This is a genomic window from Ruegeria arenilitoris (assembly GCF_013031355.1).
Classification (GTDB): Bacteria; Pseudomonadota; Alphaproteobacteria; order Rhodobacterales; family Rhodobacteraceae; genus Ruegeria; species Ruegeria arenilitoris_C.
Genome location: NZ_WPZO01000012.1, coordinates 86,004 through 103,960, shown reverse-complemented (window position 1 = coordinate 103,960; position 17,957 = coordinate 86,004). Strand labels below are relative to the sequence as shown.

General features: G+C 59.7%; 18 protein-coding genes. 6 read left to right on the top strand and 12 right to left on the bottom strand.

The features are described from left to right. Positions 1-14: 14 nt before the first annotated feature. The gene (gene hspQ / locus GOX63_RS20545) at positions 15-341 is read right to left on the bottom strand and encodes a heat shock protein HspQ (RefSeq protein ID WP_170328114.1); all 327 of its coding nucleotides are present in this window, start codon (positions 339-341) and stop codon (positions 15-17) included. Between the two features lie 80 nt (positions 342-421). Between hspQ and GOX63_RS20540 the strand changes: the two genes are divergently transcribed. Both GOX63_RS20540 and GOX63_RS20535 read left to right on the top strand, forming a co-directional pair. Continuing rightward, positions 422-1,303 (top strand): AEC family transporter, encoded by an 882-nt coding sequence (locus GOX63_RS20540; RefSeq protein ID WP_170328113.1) that lies wholly within the window; start codon positions 422-424, stop codon positions 1,301-1,303. 60 nt (positions 1,304-1,363) lie between these two features. Beyond that, the gene (locus GOX63_RS20535; RefSeq protein WP_170328112.1) at positions 1,364-1,945 is read left to right on the top strand and encodes a lytic transglycosylase; all 582 of its coding nucleotides are present in this window, start codon (positions 1,364-1,366) and stop codon (positions 1,943-1,945) included. Positions 1,946-1,957: 12 nt separating this feature from the next. Here the strand turns inward: GOX63_RS20535 and GOX63_RS20530 are convergent, their stop codons facing one another. From GOX63_RS20530 to GOX63_RS20515, 4 genes are all read right to left on the bottom strand, one after another. Then, on the bottom strand, positions 1,958-2,554 hold the full coding sequence (locus GOX63_RS20530) for a LolA family protein (protein ID WP_170328111.1): 597 nt from the start codon (positions 2,552-2,554) through the stop codon (positions 1,958-1,960). Between the two features lie 39 nt (positions 2,555-2,593). Then, positions 2,594-5,488: a DNA translocase FtsK 4TM domain-containing protein gene (locus GOX63_RS20525; RefSeq protein WP_170547017.1), complete on the bottom strand. Its 2,895-nt coding sequence runs from the start codon at positions 5,486-5,488 to the stop codon at positions 2,594-2,596. A gap of 14 nt (positions 5,489-5,502) precedes the next feature. Beyond that, positions 5,503-6,684, bottom strand: a complete 1,182-nt coding sequence (locus tag GOX63_RS20520) for an aminotransferase class I/II-fold pyridoxal phosphate-dependent enzyme (protein ID WP_170328109.1) — start codon at positions 6,682-6,684, stop codon at positions 5,503-5,505. Positions 6,685-6,793: 109 nt separating this feature from the next. Then, the gene (locus GOX63_RS20515) at positions 6,794-8,122 is read right to left on the bottom strand and encodes an amidase (protein WP_170547014.1); all 1,329 of its coding nucleotides are present in this window, start codon (positions 8,120-8,122) and stop codon (positions 6,794-6,796) included. 53 nt (positions 8,123-8,175) lie between these two features. Here GOX63_RS20515 and GOX63_RS20510 point away from each other — a divergent pair, with 53 nt between their 5' ends. Then, on the top strand, positions 8,176-9,438 hold the full coding sequence (locus tag GOX63_RS20510; protein ID WP_254436048.1) for an FAD-dependent monooxygenase: 1,263 nt from the start codon (positions 8,176-8,178) through the stop codon (positions 9,436-9,438). On the opposite strand, the gene GOX63_RS20505 is transcribed toward GOX63_RS20510, so the two are convergent. The 5 genes from GOX63_RS20505 to GOX63_RS20485 form a co-directional block, all read right to left on the bottom strand. Beyond that, positions 9,435-9,620, bottom strand: coding sequence for a Trm112 family protein (locus GOX63_RS20505; RefSeq protein WP_170547011.1), 186 nt, complete (start codon positions 9,618-9,620; stop codon positions 9,435-9,437). The genes GOX63_RS20510 and GOX63_RS20505 overlap by 4 nt on opposite strands. Continuing rightward, the gene (locus GOX63_RS20500) at positions 9,617-10,258 is read right to left on the bottom strand and encodes an LON peptidase substrate-binding domain-containing protein (RefSeq protein ID WP_170547008.1); all 642 of its coding nucleotides are present in this window, start codon (positions 10,256-10,258) and stop codon (positions 9,617-9,619) included. The genes GOX63_RS20505 and GOX63_RS20500 overlap by 4 nt, the downstream gene beginning before the upstream one ends. 27 nt (positions 10,259-10,285) lie before the next feature. After that, positions 10,286-11,203 (bottom strand): thioredoxin, encoded by a 918-nt coding sequence (gene trxA, locus GOX63_RS20495; RefSeq protein ID WP_170328105.1) that lies wholly within the window; start codon positions 11,201-11,203, stop codon positions 10,286-10,288. 76 nt (positions 11,204-11,279) lie between these two features. After that, a complete protein-coding gene (locus tag GOX63_RS20490) occupies positions 11,280-12,068 on the bottom strand; it encodes an exodeoxyribonuclease III (RefSeq protein ID WP_170328104.1) in 789 nt (262 codons plus the stop codon). 812 nt (positions 12,069-12,880) lie between these two features. Further along, on the bottom strand, positions 12,881-13,567 hold the full coding sequence (locus tag GOX63_RS20485; RefSeq protein WP_170328103.1) for a response regulator transcription factor: 687 nt from the start codon (positions 13,565-13,567) through the stop codon (positions 12,881-12,883). A 161-nt stretch (positions 13,568-13,728) separates the two neighbouring features. Between GOX63_RS20485 and ribA the strand changes: the two genes are divergently transcribed. After that, the gene (gene ribA, locus GOX63_RS20480; protein WP_170328102.1) at positions 13,729-14,823 is read left to right on the top strand and encodes a GTP cyclohydrolase II; all 1,095 of its coding nucleotides are present in this window, start codon (positions 13,729-13,731) and stop codon (positions 14,821-14,823) included. Beyond that, complete coding sequence (locus GOX63_RS20475; protein WP_170328101.1) at positions 14,820-15,320, top strand: L,D-transpeptidase family protein; 501 nt, start codon at positions 14,820-14,822, stop codon at positions 15,318-15,320. Before ribA ends, GOX63_RS20475 begins: the two co-directional genes overlap by 4 nt. Here the strand turns inward: GOX63_RS20475 and GOX63_RS20470 are convergent. Further along, positions 15,304-15,963 (bottom strand): YggS family pyridoxal phosphate-dependent enzyme, encoded by a 660-nt coding sequence (locus tag GOX63_RS20470; RefSeq protein WP_170328100.1) that lies wholly within the window; start codon positions 15,961-15,963, stop codon positions 15,304-15,306. The two genes, GOX63_RS20475 and GOX63_RS20470, sit on opposite strands and share 17 nt — an antisense overlap. Before the next feature lie 103 nt (positions 15,964-16,066). After that, complete coding sequence (locus GOX63_RS20465; RefSeq protein WP_170328099.1) at positions 16,067-17,134, bottom strand: porin; 1,068 nt, start codon at positions 17,132-17,134, stop codon at positions 16,067-16,069. A gap of 284 nt (positions 17,135-17,418) precedes the next feature. Here GOX63_RS20465 and GOX63_RS20460 point away from each other — a divergent pair, with 284 nt between their 5' ends. Beyond that, the gene (locus GOX63_RS20460) at positions 17,419-17,904 is read left to right on the top strand and encodes a DUF3576 domain-containing protein (RefSeq protein WP_170328098.1); all 486 of its coding nucleotides are present in this window, start codon (positions 17,419-17,421) and stop codon (positions 17,902-17,904) included. Positions 17,905-17,957 lie beyond the last annotated feature (53 nt).

The window sequence follows — 17,957 nt, the reverse complement described above, 5'->3', positions numbered from 1 at the left end:
GCGGCCAGAGGACCTCAATTCAGATGGAAGTGCAGCGGGTAGGACCCGTTTTCAAACGGACCGAACATATCGGGGATATCCGGGTGCTCGACCGGTTCTCCAGACTGGTCTGCAACCAGATTTTGTTCTGAAACATAAGCAACATAGAAGGACTGGTCGTTTTCCGCCAACAGGTGGTAAAACGGCTGATCCTTGATCGGGCGGCTGTCTTCGGGGATGGCCTGATACCACTCTTCGGTATTCGAAAACTCTGCATCCACGTCAAAAATCACCCCCCGGAAGGGATGTTTCTTATGACGGACCACCTGACCCAGGCGGTACTTGGCATGTGTCTTCAGCATTGTTTCTGCCCCCAATAGTCTTACTACCTGTTTCCGGGCCGAAATGCCAATAATTGATCCGAATTTAAGGGAAACAGTCTGTGAACCTCCTGCTAACAGTGTTCGAAATCGTGGCCCCGGTCTTTCTTTTGGCCGGTATTGGATTCGCCTGGGTGAAGCTGGGATTCGAGTACCGGTTGGAGTTTGTGACCCGTCTTGGCGTCACGCTTGCGGTGCCCAGTCTGATCTTTGTGGCCCTGATGCAAACCGAAATCCCGGGCGGAGATCTGACCCGTTTCACGCTGGCCGCCATTGCCGGACATGTCGGGCTGGCAATCGTTTTCGAATTATTCGTACGTCTGCGTGGATTGGACCGCAGAACCTACCTGTCTCCGCTGATTTTCGGGAACACTGGCAACTTGGGCCTGCCGCTGTGCATCTTTGCCTTTGGGCAGGCCGGACTGGGTTATGCGGTCATTTTTCTGGCTGTCACTGCCCTGCTGTCTTTCACATACGGCATCTATCTGGTGGCCGGGAAAGGCGGCTTCGGCAAAGCGGCACGGGAACCGATGGTCTGGGCGACGCTGTTGGGAGCCTTGTTCCTTTGGCGCGGTTGGCAAACCCCAGTCTTTTTGACCAACACGCTGGAACTGTTGGGGCAGATGGCCATTCCGATGATGCTGATCACAGTCGGGGTCGCAATCGCCCGCCTGACAACACAGAAAATAGGGCAGGCTGTCTGGCTATCCCTGATCAAACTCGTCGTGTGCTTTGCCTTGGGATGGGCTTTGGCCGTCTTATTCGCCCTCGATTCCATAGCGTTTGGAGTGATGGTCCTGCAAATGTGCACACCGGTTGCGGTGACGTCTTATCTTTTGGCGGAACGGTTTGAGGCGGATGCAGACGCTGTGGCGGGGATGGTCATGATCTCGACAGTCCTGTCTGTCGCCGCGTTACCTTTAATTCTAGCTATTGTTCTGTAACGATTGTGATTTCCTAAAAGCTCAATCTGCGCTAGAATAAAAGAAAAAGGCACGAGGCACATGAGCAGAATTCTTTTCGTACTCTTCGGGGTGCTGCTTTTGGCATCCTGTGGGGGTGGCTCCAAGCAGCCGCCCAGCAAGCTGAATGACGCGTGCAGCATTGCGCGCGAACGGCCCGAATACATGAAGGCCTTCAAAAACACCGAGCGGAAATGGGGCGTTCCGGTCCACGTGCAGATGGCGACGATCTATCAGGAAAGCCGCTATAAGCACGATGCCCGCACACCGCACCAATACGTTCTGGGCGTGATCCCGATGGGCCGCCAAAGCAGCGCCTATGGCTTCAGCCAGGCACTGGACGGCACGTGGGAGCAATACCAGAAAGAAACCGGCAAACGCCGCGCCAAGCGGGATCGTATACGCGATGCGTCGGATTTCATCGGCTGGTATATGAACAAAAGCTACCAGCGGAACGGCATTCACCCCAGCGACACGCGCAACCAGTACCTCGCCTATCACGAGGGGCACACCGGTTACGCCCGCGGCAGCCACTATGGCAAGACGTGGCTTCTGAACGTAGCCAACGACGTGGACGCGCGCGCCAAGCTGTATCAGGCGCAACTGTCCGGTTGCCGCTACTGACAGGTTAGCGGGTCAGCGGTTGCCTGACCCGCTTCTGTTCGATTTTGTAAACAGGTCCCGGCTCAGGTTCTTGCCTGTGTCCAACTGCCCTAGCAGCACGGTGGTCTGGGTGCCCGCATTGTCGTGGATGACCCATTTGCGCAGTTCGATCGGGTTGTCGGTGAACATCAGCTCAATCCGACCCGATTCAGGATTCTTGGGGTCCTGAGCGGTGACTACCGTCGCGGTGCCGTCGAAATCGTGACCAACGACCATATTCGCCTGCCCCAGATTCACATTGCGCGCCAGCACCAGCGACAGGGGCGTCCGGTTCAGCGGATATTGCTCGGGCGGCTGGTTCGACTTGGGGTCAAATATCTGCACGGTGCCCGTGTTGGCCAGAACAACGGCGCTGCTGGGCGGATCATACTCGAACCGCATCTTGCCCGGCCGCTGCAACCACAGCTTGCCGGTGCTCAGCGAACCATCATCATTGACCTGAGTGAATGTCGTCTGAACGGTTTTCAGACCGTTCAAATAGTTGGAAATCTGCGACAGCGGCAGTTTTTCGGCCGCCCAGGTCGCCGGAGCGGCCAGGGTCAGGGCAAGGGCAAAAGCAATCTGTTTCATGCGTCACAGATAGGCGCTCTGCCCTTGTTATTAAATATCCTACTGTTCGGGGACGAGGATTTCCCGCTTACCGACGTGATTTGCCGCCGAAACAACGCCTTCGTCCTCCATCTGCTCAACCAGCCGCGCGGCCTTGTTGTAGCCGATGGCGAGTTTCCGCTGGATGTACGAGGTCGAGCATTTGCGATCCTTGATCACAATCGCCACCGCCTGATCGTAGAGGGCATCTTCTCCGTTCGTGTTGCCGCCGGTGTTCAGGCCCAGAACCGCGTCGATATTTTCAGCCTTTTCCTCGGCCGGGCCATCGACCACGCCGCTCATGTAATCGGGCGGACCGAACTGTTTCAGATGGTTGACGATTTCCTCGACTTCTTCGTCCGAGACAAAGGGCCCGTGACAGCGGGTGATCTTGGCACCTCCCGCCATATACAGCATGTCACCCTGCCCCAGCAGTTGCTCGGCGCCCATCTCACCCAGAATAGTGCGGCTGTCGACTTTCGACGTCACCTGGAACGAAATCCGCGTCGGGAAGTTCGCCTTGATCGTACCGGTGATCACATCGACCGAGGGGCGTTGCGTAGCCATGATCAGGTGAATGCCCGAGGCCCGCGCCATCTGCGCCAGACGCTGAATGCAGGCTTCGATCTCTTTGCCAGCGACCATCATCAGGTCGGCCATCTCGTCGACGATGACAACGATATAGGGCATCGCTTCGGGTGCGAATTCCTCGGTCTCGAACACCGGCTCGCCGGTTTCATCATCAAACCCGGTCTGCACCGTGCGGCTGAACAGCTCACCTTTGGCCAAAGCGTCCTTCACGCGGCCGTTGTAACCTGCGATGTTGCGGACGCCCATTTTGGACATCTTGCGGTAACGATCCTCCATCTCACCCACGACCCATTTCAGGGCCACAACCGCCTTTTTCGGATCGGTCACAACGGGGGACAGCAGGTGCGGGATGCCGTCATAGACCGACAGTTCCAGCATCTTGGGGTCGATCATGATCAGGCGGCACTCATCCGGCGTCAGCTTGTACAGCAGCGACAGGATCATCGTGTTGATCGCCACCGACTTACCGGACCCGGTGGTTCCCGCGATCAGCAGGTGAGGCATTTTTGCAAGGTTCGCCACAACGGACTCACCACCAATATCCTTGCCCAGCGCCAGCGGCAGTGCGTGGTTGCCATCGCCGAAATCGCGGCTGGCGAGGATCTCGCGCAGCACCACCATCTCACGGTTTTCGTTCGGCAGTTCGATTCCGATCACCGAGCGGCCCGGCAGGGTCGAAACCCGCGCCGACAGGGCCGACATCGAACGTGCGATATCATCCGCCAGACCGATCACCCGGCTGGCTTTCAAGCCCGGAGCAGGTTCCAATTCGTACATGGTGACAACGGGGCCGGGACGAACGCTAACGATCTCACCCTTCACGCCATAGTCATCCAGCACGTTCTCCAGCATCCGCGCGTTTTCCTCCAGCGCCTCATCGCTGAGGTGATGGCGCTGAATGCTGGCCGGGTTGGAAAGCAGGCCCAGCGGCGGCAGTTCGAAATCGGAATGCCGTTCCTCAAAGGACAACGCTGGCTGCGCTTCGGCTTGGGCCCGGCGCGAGGGCGGCGGGGCTCGACGCACGGGTTGGGCTACAACCGGCTTGCGCGGCTCGGCCACCGGGATTTTCATCGCCGGGCGCGGCTGCGGTTCGGGTTCGGGCATCGGGGTATCCTCGAACACCGCTTCGTCTTCGAAATCCGGCTCGGGCGCGAAATCCTCATGCAGCGGCTCCTGCTGCCATTCCGGCGCGGGCTCTGCAGTCAACATCGGTTCCGGCGGCAGACCGGTCGAAGTCATCGGCGGTTCGGGCGGCAATTCTTCCCCACCTCTGGGGTTCAGGATCAGCGGGTCCGGCCCACGGCCCCGCCCCTTGGTCAGCGGCAAGTTCGGGTCATGCTCGGGCGCCATCTCGCCCGCGGCGACCTTGCGGTTGCGCACGGCGGCGGAAATCTTGGACCGGATGCGGTCCTCGCCCGGCATCTCGTCAAATCCCGCAACGGGTTCTGGATCGACCAGTTCGGGCTCGGGCATCGGCTCGGGGCGGCGGATCAGGCTGGGCATCCGTGCCAGCAAACCGGTTTTTGCAGGCTCAGGTTCGTCGAATTCCGGCTCTTCAAAGATCGGGTCTTCAAAGGCGATTTCATCGTCGAAAACGGCATCGGCGCGGGCGATCTTGCGTTCCTCCCACTGCGCGCGACGATCGCGCGCAGCCTGCGCGGTGACGGCAGCACCACGGCCCAGCAGGTTCATCAGCATGTCGTAGGACATCACCAGACCCAGCAGGAAGGCGCGGAATCCTTTGCGTACATCGGCCTTGGTAAAGCCCAGAACAAAAACTCCCAGCACCAGCATTCCGGCGGCCATCGCCAGCGACATCAGCTTGACCATGAAATGCGAGGAGATCGGCAGCAATGTCAGAAGCGCGCCCATGACGGTGTCACCGAACAGACCACCCAGACCAAAGCTGTGGGTCGCGCGCCATGCCTCACCCGGCACCAGCGTTGCGGCATAGACCGAGACAACGGCAATCCAGATTGGGGCAAAGATCAGGCGGGCGACTGCGCGTTCTGCGCCGAAATGCCCGGCAAAACGCACACCCCAGCCGATCAGCACCAGCGCAATACTCCAGCTGCCCCAGCCCACGATCATGAACAAGGGTGCCGCAATCGATGCACCAATCCGTCCCATCCAGTTCTGCACCGGCGCGTCCGTCGAGACCATCCAGTTCGGATCATCCGGCGTATAGGACCAAATCATTGCGGCAGCGGCCAGCCCCAGCAGGATCAGGGCGATCCCGATCAGCTCCTTGCTGCGCCGCTCAATCGCGGCCTGAGTCGTGCTGTCCAACAATGGATCGCGGTTGCGCGCGTTCAATGATGCCATTTTGCCCTCGTACCTCACGAATAGATGCAGTCGCGGAGCTTGATCAGCCCTTGCTGCAACTCTGTTTTTGGGGCCACCAAAGCGACCCGGATAAATTGCTCGCCCGGGTTTTGCCCCGGATCACCTTGAGAAAGATATGCGCCCGGCAGCACCCGAACACCGGTTTGCTTCCAGACCTTCAATGCAGTTTCTTCACCGTTCTCGACCGGCAGCCACAGGAAAAACCCGGCCTCGGGCGGCATATAGCCCTGAATGCCCGCGAAGACTTCATCGGCAATCGCGTATTTTTCCTGATAGAGCGCGCGGTTTTCGGCAACGTGTACTTCATCCGCCCAAACCCGGGCAGCAGCGGCCTGCAACGGCAGCGGCAGCGGCGCGCCTGCATAGCTGCGCAACTGTTTAACCCGTCTTATCGTCTCGGGGCCACCGGCAATCAGGCCCGACCGCAGGCCAGCCAGATTGGACCGTTTCGACAGCGAGTTGAACAGAGTGACCCGCTCGGGGTCGGCGCCCAGTTCTTGCGCCACGGTCAGCGCCCCCGTGGGGGCCTCATCGCGGTAGATCTCGGAATAGCACTCATCTGCGAAGATACGGAAATCGTATTTCTCGGCCAATTGGATCAGTTCGACCCAATAGTCGTGCGAGGCCACCGCCCCCTGCGGGTTGGCAGGCGAACAGATATAGGCCGCGACGGTGCGGTTCAGGACATCCTCGGGCAGGCTTGCATAGTCCGGCAGATGGCCGGTGGCGGCCGTGGCGGGCACGAAAACCGGCTCGGCCCGGACCGAGATCGAGGCGACCATATAGACTTGATAGAACGGGTTCGGGCACAGGATGACCGGTTTCTGCCCATTCTTTTCCTCGGGGCACAGCGCCATCGCGGCGTTATACAGCCCCTCACGCGTGCCGTTCAGGGCCATCACGTTGGTGTCGGGGTCCATCTGCACGCCATAGCGGCGGCTGATCCAATCGGTGATCGCCCCACGCAACTCGGGCGAGCCTTCATTCGGCGGATATCCCTGAAACCCGGCGGCGTTTTCGGTGATCACATCTGTCACCCACGCCGGAAAATCGTGCATCGGCGCGCCAATGGTCATGTGAATCACGTCGCCGCCCGGCTGGTGGTGGTCCAACAGGGTGCGCAGACGCGGGAATGCGTATTCCGGTAGGTTCGAAAACCGCTCGGGGAAGTTCATAACTGCTGCCTCAATATCGGGATCATTTTCGCCCCGTTTTTTTGGCAGGTTACAGATCACACCCCGTTTCGTCCAGACAAAGAGGTGCCGAATCAGGGGATTGTGACATTCAGGCCAAAGCAGCTTCGGCCGCTGATCCCAGCCTTAACAGAGCCTCTTCCGACCCCGGATAACCCATCATCATCAGCCCGCAGCCGGGTGTTCCGGTGGGCAATGTCAGCGCTGCCAACCCCATCAGGTTGCCAATCCGCGTGTTACGCAGGGCCAGCAGGTTTTCAGTAACGTAGTAATCATGGTCAGCCATCAGCCGGTCCAGATTCGGCGGCAAGATGGGGGAAGTGGGGGCCAGAACCGCGTCAAACCCGGCGGTGGCTGCGTCCCACGCGGCACGGATGGCCTTCAGCTTGGACCAAGCGGCGATGTAGTCGGGGCCCGAGACGTTCTTGCCCCCGCGGAACCGCTCCAGAATTTCCGGATACATCGCGTCCGGGTTGGCCTCGATCACGTCGCGCCACAACCCGTAGGCTTCGGTTGTGTAGAGGATACCGGACAGGCCCATCGCCTCGTTCAGTTCTGGCACCTCAAGGGGCACGATCTCGGCCCCGGCATCCCGCAGGCGTTCCAGCGCGTCGTCGAAAGCCTTGCCCGGGGCGTCCCGTAGATCATCTCTGGCGACGTTCTGAAGATCGGCAAAGCGGCGACCTTTCAGACTGGCCCCGCGCAGATCGGCCGGTGAGTTCCCTTCCATCATCGCCAGCAGATGGGCCGCATCCTCAACCGACCGGGCCAGAGGACCGGCGGTATCGAAGCGCAAACACAAGGGCACCACCCCTTCCAGACTGACGCGCCCGGCGGTGGTTTTCAGCCCGACCAAATTGTTCCAAGCCGCCGGGATGCGCACCGACCCACCTGTGTCCGAGCCGATCCCACCTGCCGCCAAGCCCCAGGCCACCGATGCGCCGGCCCCAGAGGAAGACCCGCCCGGCACCGCCTCTTCATCGTTGATACAGGGCGGCGTTCCGTTGATGGGGTTCAGGCCAAGCCCGGAAAAGGCCAGCTCGCTCATGTTAGTTTTACCCAGACAGACGGCTCCCAATGCAGTGGCGTTGCGCAGAACAACCGCGTCCACCTCGGGCACGCGGCCTTTCAACAACGCCGATCCGGCCTCGGTCGCGGTTCCGGCGGTGTCGAACAGGTCTTTCCAGCTGATCGGCACGCCATCCAGCAGCGACAGGCGCAGGCCCAGTTTCGCGCGTTCTTGTGCCGCCCTTGCCTCGGCGCGGGCACGGTCGTGGGTTACGCGGGCATAGATCCGATCGCTATGAGGGTGGGCGTCGATGGCCGAGAGGTAGGTCTCGGTCAGTTCCACCGGATCAATCCGGCCCATGCCGATACCTCGACCCAGATCACACGCCGTCATGGTCAGCCAATCCTGCATCCCTGCCCCCCCAAAAAATTCTGCTGCATCGGACGGTAGCGACAGGACCGCACATGGACAATCCCGAAAGGCCGCGCATATTGCGGGGCATGGAACAGAAGACCGATATCCTGATCGTTGGCGGCGGGCTGAATGGCCCGGCCCTGGCCCTGGCTTTGGCGCAGACGGGGCATTCCGTCACCGTGATCGACGCGTTGGCCGAGACAGTACGCAAGAACGCAGCCTTTGACGGGCGCGCCTATGCGCTGGCGCTGGCATCGCAACGCCTGCTGGACGCAATCGGGGTATGGGAGCGGGTCGCCGAACACGCCCAGCCGATGTTGGAGATCAAAGTCACCGACGGGCATGCAGGCGCAGGACCCTCTCCCTTCTTCATGCATTTCGACCACGCCGAGATCGAAGAAGGTCCGATGGGCTATATGGTCGAGGACCGCCACCTGCGCCGAGCCTTTCTGGATGCGATGGCCGAGGAAAAACGTGTCACCCTGATCAGCGGCCGGACGGTCATTGCGCAAGAGGCTGACGCAACCGGTGTGACCCTGACGCTGGACGATAATAACACCGTCACCGGTGGCCTGTTGGTGGGATGCGATGGCCGCCGCAGCGGCACCGCCCTGCGCGCTGGTATCAAGCGCACCGGCTGGGACTACGGCCAGACCGCACTAGTCTGCGCCATCGAACACGACCTGCCCCATCACGGCGTCGCGCATCAGTTCTTCATGCCGCCCGGCCCGCTGGCGATCCTACCGCTGACCGGCAACCGCAGCTCAATCGTCTGGAGCGAGCGAACCGAGGCCGCACAACGCATCAATGCCCTACCCGAAGACGAGTATTTGCAGGTTCTGCGCCCCCGGTTCGGGGATTTTCTGGGCGACATCCGTCTGCAGGGCGACCGGTTCACCTATCCGCTGAACCTTACCATCGCCAACTCCTTTATCGGCGACCGCATGGCCCTGGTCGGAGACGCCGCCCACGGAATGCACCCCATCGCCGGGCAAGGCCTGAACGCGGGTCTACGCGATGTTGGCGCATTGGCCGAAGTGCTGACGCTGGCCGGTCGACGGGGCGAGGATATCGGCTCGGTATTGGTGCTGGAACGCTATCAGGAATGGCGCCGCTTCGACACCGCCGCGTTGGCGATGGCGACGGATGTGTTCAACAAGCTGTTTTCCAACGACAATCCGCTGCTGCGCATGGGGCGTGATATCGGGATGGGGATCGTGGGCTCCATGCCCGGTCTGCGCCGCGGCTTTGTGCGCGAGGCCGCCGGGCTGACCGGAGACCTGCCGAAACTGCTACAGGGCCACCCGATTTAATCCAGCTGGCGTGCCTCATCGACCAGCATCACCGGGATACCGTTGCGGATCGGAAAGGCCAGATTGGCCGCCTTGGACACCAATTCCTGCTTTTCGGCGTCATAGTGCAGCGTGGTGTGGGTTTGCGGGCAGATCAGCGCCTCAAGCATGTGCCGGTCAAAGGGATGTTCAGGGTCGGTCATTGCAGTTTTTCCTCGTTCGTTCCGCCGCGCATGGCGAATTCTATCAGTGTCACCAAAGTCTCGCGCCGGGTACGCAGGCAAGGCGCCTCCAGCAATGCCTGCTTCTCTTCAGGGTCGAAATCCAGCAGCATCGACAATGAGTTGACCAGCAGTTCATCATCAGCATCTTTCAACGTGTCCCAATCCGTCGACAACTGACGCGAGGCGAAAAAGCGCTCCAGCAGGTACAAAAACTTCGAGCGGTCGAACCCGTCGTCCAGTTCGGCCCTCCCCAGATCGCGGTCAAACCCGTCCCAGGACACGGCACAGCGCCGGTAGGGTGTAAAGGCGTCCAACTCGGACGTGATGCGGAACCGCGAAATGCCAGTCAGCGTGATCAGATACCGACCATCTTCGGTTTCCGAAAACTGCGTCACCCGCCCGGCGCAACCGATCTGGTGCAGTTTGTCCTCATTGCTCTGACAAGGGTTCGGCTGCACCATGCCGATCAGGCGCTCCTGCGTTTTCAGCGCATCGTCCAGCATCTGCAGGTAACGCGGCTCGAAAATATGCAGCGGCAGGCGGGAACGGGGCAGCAGCAGCGCCCCGGGCAATGGAAAAACGGATACCGTTTCCGGCAGATCAGCGGGATGCATCATGTACCCGAGTGTAGCTCTGATCCGGAATTAGGCAAATATCATCGAGCTGAGTTTGCGGCGCCCGTTCAGAACAATCGGATCGTTGGGCTTGAGCGCATCGAAGATGGTGAACAGCTGGGCCTTGGCAGCGCCGTCGTTCCATTCGCGGTCACGACGGAACAGGTCCAGCAGGTGTGCGACGGCCTCTTCCACATCGCCATTGGCGTGCAGCGCCTGCGCCAGATCGAAACGCGCCTGATGGTTGTCGGGCTCGGCCTCGACCGCTGCGGTCAACTCGGCCACGGGGCCAGCATCAGCGGCCTGTTTGGCCAATTCGAGCTGCGCATGGGCGGCTTCCAACTCGGGCGAAGAGGAAATCTCGGCCGGTGCGCCGTTCAGAATCGCCTCGGCCTGCTCCAGATCCCCGGCAGCGATATGGGCGCGGACCAAACCGCCATAAGCACCGGCATGGTTGGGATCTTCGCCCAGAATTGCGGCAAAGGTTTGGACCGCGTCACTGGCGGCGCCCTCAGACAGCATCTCTTCGGCAGCGGCAACGGCGTCGTCCAGTTGCCCACCGGGGCTTTCGCCGCCTGCGGCCTCGATCACGCGGTCGACAAATGCCTTGATCTCGGAGCCCGGCAGCGCGCCCTGAAACCCGTCCACAGGCTGGCCCTTGAAGAACGCGTAGACGGTCGGAATCGACTGGATGCGCAGTTGACCGGCGATCATCTGCGCCTCGTCCACGTTAATCTTGACCATCTTCACCGCGCCTTTGGCGGCGGTCACGGCCTCTTCCAGCATCGGGCCCAGCGTCTTGCACGGGCCACACCAGGGTGCCCAGAAATCCACGATGACCGGGATCTCCTGTGAGGTTTCGACCACATCGGCCATGAACGTGGCCTCGGTTCCATCCTTGATCAGATCGGTGGTCTCGGGGGCACCTGCGGCGTTCAGAAGGTCCATGGTATTCACTCTCCGGTTCGAACTTGCGCCCTATATGCAACCACTTGTTGCAGAAACCAAGGGCAGAGTTGCAGGGTTACAGGTCGAAACTGGCAAAAACGGGCGCGTGGTCGCTGGGCTTCTCCCACCCACGTGCGTCCCGCAGAATGCGACTGGAATGACCCGCGTTCGAGATATCGGGCGTAGCCCAGACGTGATCCAGCCGCCGCCCCTTGTCGGCCGCATCCCAATCGCGCGCCCGGTAGGACCACCAGCTAAAGAGCTGCCCTTCAGGGATATCCTGCCGGGTGATGTCGACCCAGCCGCCTGCATCCTGCGTCTCGGCCAGCTGTTCAACCTCGATCGGCGTGTGTGAGACGACCTTGAGCAGTTGTTTATGCGACCACACGTCATCCTCACGCGGGGCAATATTCAGGTCGCCTACCAGAATGGATTTCTCGGGCTTTTCCGCGTGAAACCAGTCGCGCATGTCGGTGAGGTAGTCGAGCTTTTGGCCGAACTTCTCGTTCTTTTCCCGATCCGGGATATCACCACCCGCAGGGACATAGAAATTGTGAATGGTGACGCCATTCTCCAGCCGTCCGGCGATGTGGCGGGCATGGCCGAGACCAGCGAAATCCTTGTCGCCCACTTCCTCCATCGGCAGGCGCGACAGGATGGCGACGCCGTTGTAGCCCTTTTGCCCGCGCGCAACCATGTGAGTATATCCCAGCTCGGCAAACCCCTCGGTCGGAATCTTTTCGACCGGAGACTTACACTCCTGCAGACACAGAACATCCGGAGCCTCTTCCTGCAGCAGTTTCAGCACGATGGGCTCGCGCAGGCGGACCGAGTTGATGTTCCAGGTGGCAAGGGTAAAGGGCATAAGGGATTCCTCTGTCGCGGGTTGGACGGAGGTTAGCGTGATGCACATTTGTGAACCATGGGAAAAGGGCACACAAACATCCAAAAAAATGGTAGCAATGCGAGCAAACGAACTTTGCCTGATAAGGAACTAAAAAATTTCAGCTCCAAAGTTGCATTGTGCCTGTCCTTGAAAATCAACCACCTCCGACACAAGAACAGCTGCTGAGTGCTGTCACAGCACCAAATTCTTCAATCGGCAGCAATACGCAGATTGCGAGCGCCAATCGCAATCAGCAAGCCACTCGCACCATCTAAAAAACACCAACAATTCCAGCGGATCCAGGATCACTGTCCCCTCGCGCTCCACAAAAGATCAATAATTACTGCGGATTTCCCCTCGTTAACATCTGGTTAATCTGAGGATTTATAAAAAAATCATGTAGTTCTTAACGAGTTGAATATGGGTAAGCAAATTAAACGGGAGCTGTTCCCACCATTAGATAGTAATGAGCCCAACTTTCAGGGTTCGAGCGGGAACAGCTCCCTAAAATCTTTGTTTCAAATCTTTAAATCGGCGAGCCCAATTGCTTTGTGTTTTTTCCTTTTGGCCATTTGCCTTCTTGAAGCTTCCGTTGAAAAATTTGTGTCGCTCCTGATGTGAAATACGATCAGCGTAGCGTGCACCTGAGCAACCCCCCAACAAAAAAAGCCGGGCCAAAGGCCCGGCAGTCCAACAGGGAGGTACATGTCATAACCCGGACATGCACGGGTTGGGAGAACTCTAATTACACATCCAGAGTATCACTTTGATCCACGTCAATCCACAACGAGTTAAGAGACCAATCGATATCCACCCGATTCTGTGACCAAAAGGCGTGCATTGGACGGATCGGGTTCGATCTTCTGACGCAGGCGATAGATGTGCGTTTCCAGCGTGTGGGTGGTTACTCCGGCGTTATAGCCCCAGACCTCGTGCAGCAGCACGTCGCGGGCGACCACGCCATCGGTCGAGCGGTACAGGAACTTGAGAATATTGGTTTCTTTCTCGGTCAGCCGGATTTTGCGATCATCTTCGGTGATCAGCATCTTCATCGCAGGCTTGAAGGTGTAGGGCCCCAGAACGAACACCGCGTCCTCGGACTGTTCATGCTGTCTCAGCTGGGCGCGGATGCGGGCCAGCAGGACCGGGAATTTGAACGGCTTCGAGACATAGTCATTGGCGCCTGCATCCAGACCCAGAATGGTATCCGCGTCGCTGTCATGGCCGGTCAGCATCAGAATCGGGCTTTTGACGCCCTGCTTTCGCATCAGGCGGCACAGCTCTCGCCCGTCGGTATCCGGCAGGCCAACGTCCAGAATGACCAGATCGTAAATCGCCTCGCGCGCGCGCTCCATCGCGGATGCCCCGTCATGGGCCTCGAAGACATCGAAATCTTCGGTCATCACAAGTTGCTCGCTGAGCGCCTCGCGCAGGTCTTCGTCGTCATCCACCAGCAGGATTTTCTTGAGCTGAGCCATGTCCGGTCCTCCTAAGCCTTTTCCACCACTTGCGCGCGGAAGATGCAATCAACAAGGTTTGCTGCAACGGTTTCACGCCCTCGTGTCTGACGCAGAGGAAATGTTTCACATTTCCGTCTTATCAGGCTACAGGAAGGCCGGATGGTTACAGGGTAACGCAGATGAGTCTTGTCCCGGATATTTCAGAATTGCTGGCACGGGCCCGCGCGGATCTGCGTATGGGGGTCCCGGTTGCCCTGACCGATGACAGCGGATTCAGCGTGCTGGCCGTTGCCACCGAAACACTGAGCGCCCAGCGGCTTGCGGATCTGCGCGGCCTCGGGGGCGAGCCTGTGGTCGCCGTCACCGTGCGCCGGGCCGAGACGCTGAAGGCGCGGGCCTATGATGGCGATCTGGCGCGGGTGATCATTCCCGCGGACGTGGATATCGCCTGGGTTCAGGCCGTGGCCGATCCCTCGGATGATCTGAACGCGCCGATGAAAGGCCCCCTGATGACCGAGCGTCAGGGTCACGCCAATCTGCACCGTATCGCGATTGCCCTGACTAAATCCTCACGCCTGCTGCCTGCAGCGGTTGTTCTGCCCATCGAGGATGGGCACAGCTTTGCGGCGGCGCATGGTCTGACCTGCATCGACCACACCCGCGCCGCGCCGCATCTGGCGGATCGCAGCGAACTGCACGAGGTGGTTGCCGCCCGCTTACCGATGGAAGTGTCCGAAGCCGGACGGCTGCACGTCTTCCGCCCCGAAGATGGCGGTGAAGAGCATTACGCCGTCGAAATTGGCCGCCCGGATCGCGATAAGCCGGTTCTGGCGCGACTGCATTCGGCCTGTTTCACCGGCGACCTAATGGGCAGCCTGAAATGCGATTGCGGCCCTCAGTTGCGGGGGGCGCTGGCGCAGATGGGCTCGGAAGGGGCCGGGGTTCTGCTGTACCTCAACCAAGAGGGGCGCGGGATCGGTCTGGCCAACAAGATGCGCGCCTATTTCCTGCAGGACCAGGGATTCGACACAGTCGAAGCCAATCACCGGCTGGGGTTCGAAGATGATGAACGGGACTTCCGGCTGGGCTCGGACATTCTGAAATCGCTGGGATTCAGCTCGGTTCGGCTGCTGACCAATAACCCCGCAAAAATCGCGATGATGGAGAATACCGGCATCGCCGTGACCGAGCGTGTTCCGCTGAAAGTCGGCGAAACGGACCATAACCGCGGATATCTGGCGACCAAGGCGGCCAAGTCGGGGCACCTGCTGTGACACCTTCTGATCTGGTGCTGACCCCGCGTGGCGTTCGGTTTGCCGGTCGGGTCTTTCCCTGCTCCATCGGCAAAGGCGGGCTGAGCAATACCAAGCGCGAAGGCGACGGCGCCACACCCACCGGCGTGCATCATATCGTCGGCATGTTTTATCGGCCGGACCGGATTGCGAAACCGGCAGATTGGGCGATTCCGATCGGTCCACGCGATCTGTGGTCAGATGACGTGCAAGACGATGGCTATAACCACCTTGTCACTGCGCCTTATGACTTCAGCCATGAAAAGCTGCGCCGCGCCGATCCCTTGTATGATCTGGTGCTGATCACTGACTGGAACTGGCCCAATGCCGTGCCCGGTCACGGATCGGCGATCTTCATTCACCAGTGGCGGCGCCCCGGCTATCCGACCGAGGGCTGCGTTGCGTTTCGCCGCGACCACCTGCACTGGATTGCGGGCAAGGTGTCTCTGGGTGCGCGGCTGATTATTCCCGAGGTTTGACCCGCTCGCCGAAAATGGCGGAGCCGACGCGGACATGGGTTGCCCCAAGCGCGATAGCTTTTTCGAAATCACCGCTCATGCCCATTGAAAGGCCCTGAAGACCGTTGCGACTCGCGATCTTGGCCAACAGGGCAAAATGCAGCGCGGGTTCTTCATCAATCGGCGGGATGCACATCAACCCCTGAACCGGCAGGTCTAGTTCCCGGCACTCTTTAACAAAGGCGTCGGCATCGGCAGGCAGGATACCGGCCTTTTGCTCCTCTTCCCCGGTGTTGACCTGAATGAACAGGTTCGGGCAGGAGCCGACCTCTTGCGCCAGTCGGGCCAGCGTCTTGGCCAGCTTGGGCCGGTCGACGGAATGGATGGTGCTGAACAACTCCATCGCCTGCCGGGCCTTGTTGGTTTGCAGCGGGCCGATCAGGTGCAGATCGACATCCGGGTATTGCGCAGTAAATCCCGGCCATTTGCCGGCGGCCTCTTGCACCCGGTTTTCACCGAAACACCGATGCCCCTGATCCAGAACAGCCTGCACACGCTCATCCGGCTGCACTTTGGAGACCGCGATCAATTTGACGGACCCTGCGGCCCGCCCGGCGGCGGTTTCGGCTTTGGCGATACGGGCAGTGATATCTTGCAGCGACATGGTGTTCCTCAATCTGCTTTGAGCGCAGAAAAACACCAAGTCGGCGCAAAAGAAAAGGGCAGGTCCGAAGACCTGCCCTAAAACCTTGCGGTTTCAGATCAACTTAGAAGTTGAACTGCGCACCGAAGTCAGCCTGGATGGTGTCGTCGCCCGCGTCGGAGTCGTTGCGGCCGATACCACCGCGCAGCGATGCACCGCCGCCCAGGTCGTAGATGGCGCCGATAGCGATCTGCTGAGTGTCGGCGTCTGCGTTACCGTCACCGTAGGCGAACAGCAGGGTGGTTGCGGCGCCTACATTGTAGGAAGCCGACAGACCCCATGCGGTGCCGTCAGTTGCGTCAACCTCGGTGGCGTCGTCTGCAACAAACAGAGTACCGCCGAAGTCACCCCATTCGCCGCCCAGGGTCAGAACGGTCAGGCTCGGGTTGCTACCGCCGTCAACATCGGTCTGACCGTAGGCCAGAGCTGCGGTGATGTTGTTGAAGGTATAGGTCGCGCTCACGTCCCAACGGTCTGCGTCAGCAGAGGTCGCGGTCAGGATCGGGCCAGCTGCGGCAGTGCCGATTGTGGTGGTCACAGAAGCGGCTTGGTCATACGACGCGCCAAAGGCGAAGTCGCCAACTGCGTACTGGAAGAACACAGCGTTCGAACCCGAACCGGTCGAGTCATACGCCAGGAAGTCGTAGTTAACGCCCGAGTACTGACCTGCGAACAGTTCCAGACCAACTTCGTTGCCGTAGTAGTTTGCCAGGTTGTCGAACGAACCTGCTACGTTGCCGGCGTCAACACGCAGACCACCGTAGATGACCGAGAAACGTGCGCCGTTCAGGCCAGCTTCGTTTGCTTCACCAGTTGCGGCGTTTTCGTCGGCTTGCAGACGAACACGGCCTTCAAAGCGAACGCCACCATCGGTTTCGGTGAAACCGTCGATGTTCAGACGGAAGCGCGAAACCAGAATGGTGTCGTCACCTTCGACCGATGCGGTCAGGGTTGTGGTGGTGAGAGCGCCACCGGTTGTCACGGAGCGGATAACAGCGGAGGTCGAGAAGCTACGATCTTCTTTGTAGCCCAAACCAAAACGGCCGTAACCGCTGAAGTTAACACCGGACTCAGCCGCGGCCATACCGGCGGTTGCGATCAGAGCGGTCGATGCGAAGAGAACTTTTTTCATCTTGTTTCCCTCGGTTTCAAAAAGTTTATCTACTCGACATATGCCTCAGCACATGTCTCAGCACGGGAACCGTTTCGCTCTTTTTGCCCCTGAGGCGCAAGCTCGGCATAAATGAATGGTCTGCATTGGCAAAAAATTGGTGCAAGGATGCCACAGTCCGTTTTCGAGGCCCGGCCGCACCTAAACCCACGCTTATGCGACAATAATAGGGTTGTTGCTGAACGGGTCCTTGTCTAGGAGTAACATCTGACAACGTAGACCCAAGTGAACAGGACCAGTCGACAATGCGCCTGCAGACGATTTTCGGTTTGATCATAGTGACTGCCGCCGTGTCGGCATGCGGAGAGAATCGGGGGGCGACGCCTAATCCGAACGTTGTCGCAACTGGCGGCAATTCCGATGAACAAGAGCTCAACGATCCGGATCGTTCGACCATTTGGGATTTGTTCGACGGCCGGAACTCTGAGCAGGTTACGAATGTGAACCGTTACTTGTGGGCTGCTTCGCTTGATGTGCTGGATTTCCTGCCGGTGCAGGAGGTCGACCCGTTTACCGGCGTGATCGTAACGGGTTACGGCACACCTCCGGGTGGCGGACGTCAGTATCGCGCGACCGTACATATCAGTGACCCGGCGCTGGCGGCGCGCTCTTTGTCGGTGTCGCTGCAGACCAGTGGCGGCGCTCCGGTTAGCGCGGCCACGGCGCGTGCGATCGAAGATGCCATCCTGTCCCGCGCGCGTCAGTTGCGCATTGCGGACAACAAGCTCTAGCCACCCGCAGAAAATCACAATATTACCACGCCGGGTTCACACCCGGCGTTTTC